Raw genomic sequence first — 2,021 nt, forward strand, 5'->3', positions numbered from 1 at the left:
CACAGGAAGAATATTACCCATTCGGCGGCACGGCGGTATTTTCCACTCGCAACACCCTGGAGGCCAAATATAAAACCGTGCGCTATTCCGGCAAAGAGCGCGATGCCACCGGATTGTATTATTATGGTTTCCGTTATTATCTGCCGTGGCTGGGCAGATGGTTAAATGCCGACCCAGCGGGCACCATTGATGGGCTTAATTTATATCGCATGGTGCGGAATAATCCAGTTGGATTGATGGATGGGGATGGGCTAGCACCTGTAAGTTATATTGGTTCAGAAGCAAATGGTGGCCCATTTGAAGTAGTGTCACACGGCTATAATGACTTAGTATCCTTAGGGAAAATCACGAAAAACAATAATTACATTTCAGCAAAAAAAATAATGACAGAGACATACAATGAAGCTATTAAAACATTAGAAGTTGTACTGTCAGAATTAAACGACAAATCTCCAGAAGCAGAATCAATCATTGGTAGATTCTTTGGAACACAATCAGCATCAGAAAAAGAAAAATTATATTCTGAATTAAATATAAAATATACATCAATAAAAAACACTATCAATGAAATAAAGTTATCCGCAAGCCGAGGAGTTACTTTTATAAAGGACTCACCACAAAAAAGCGTTATTGCTTTTGTTAGCTTATTATCTAAAGAAAAGAGGGTATTTATTGAGCCTGATAAATTCTTATCCTACAAAGCAACAGATAGAATTGGGGTGATAATACATGAAGCATCACATCTTCATGGCACATATGACTTCTGGTATACAAACTCATTATTGAAAGATATGAGAATGGATTCTGTCAGTTCAAGTTACTTCGATAGATTAGAAGCGACTAATGAGCTGAGAAACTCCAGTAAATTCATGAAAAACAATCGAATCATCACCCAGACAGGATTGAAACCCGATAATATATCGGACAAATCCAATTTCTTAAAGGCAGCGAAAAGTTCTGATATGGACTCAGCCATGACTAAATTTATGACCAGCGATAAAATAAGGTTAAATATCGCGACTAATAATGCTGATACAGTTGCAAACTTGGCTACAGCATTATCAAAAAAACACATATTATATAATAGAAAATAACCTTCACCAATTGATTAACCTTAAAAGGCCTTGATACTTTTCAGGGCCATTAAGAAGGATACTCTAATGAAAAAAAAACCATAATAGTGACTTATATATCACCCCCACCCTCACCATCAGCGATAACCACGGGTTGGCGGTTCGCGCACTGGCTTATAACCGCACCAATGCCAATGATGTTGCCGATGAACTTATTAGCCGCAATCGCTATAACCCACTGGGGCAACTGATTGCCAGCCGTGATGCGCGGCTTGGAATCGATAACTTCCGTTATCAACACAACCTCGGGGGCGCGGTGTTGCTCACTGAGGGCGTGGATAATGGCCGCTCAGTGCAACTGGCTGATATTGAAGGCCGACCGGTAGAGAGTTTGGATGCCAATGGCACCCGCAGTTGGCTGACTTATGAGCCGGAACTGGGCCGCCCACTGGAGCATCAGCAACAAACTCACGATGGCCTGAAAACCATTACCGACCGCTTTTTCTATGGCGAAAACAGCAATGAGCATAAAACCGCCAATCTGAACGGCCAGTGCATTCGCCATTATGATACCGCCGGATTGCAGCAAGTTGTTAGCCTGTCGATAACCGGCACCCCCCTGCAACAACAGCGCCATTTGCTCACTGATATCCTCGGGCTAGTGGACTGGTTTGGCGACGAGCAAAGCTGGAGGTCTCGCCTGAGTCAGGAACCTTTTATCACCCGCAGCACCACTGATGCCCTTGGCCAACCCATCATCCAAACCGATGCCAAAGGCCATACCCAGCGCATGGCTTATAACCGCGCCGGTCAGTTAATCGGCAGTTGGCTAACCCTTAATGGCGGTAGCGAGCAGGTGATTGTCAGCTCACTGACCTACTCCGCCGCCGGGCAAAAATTGCGGGAAGAAAGTGGCAATGGCGTGGTGACCCAATATCGCTATGAGGC

1 protein-coding gene and 1 pseudogene are annotated in these 2,021 nt (G+C 44.1%); both read left to right on the top strand.

Translation table 11 applies throughout. The features are described 5' to 3' along the window. Positions 1 to 1,094, top strand: a 1,094-nt coding sequence (locus FTA91_RS20315) for an RHS repeat-associated core domain-containing protein (protein WP_328592893.1), incomplete at its 5' end; no start/stop codon positions are given. 97 nt (positions 1,095 to 1,191) lie between these two features. Further along, positions 1,192 to 2,021, top strand: a pseudogene (locus FTA91_RS10440) (hypothetical protein); the annotation flags it as partial.

Origin of the sequence: Yersinia thracica (assembly GCF_902170565.1) — a bacterium.
GTDB classification, from domain to species: Bacteria; Pseudomonadota; Gammaproteobacteria; order Enterobacterales; family Enterobacteriaceae; genus Yersinia; species Yersinia thracica.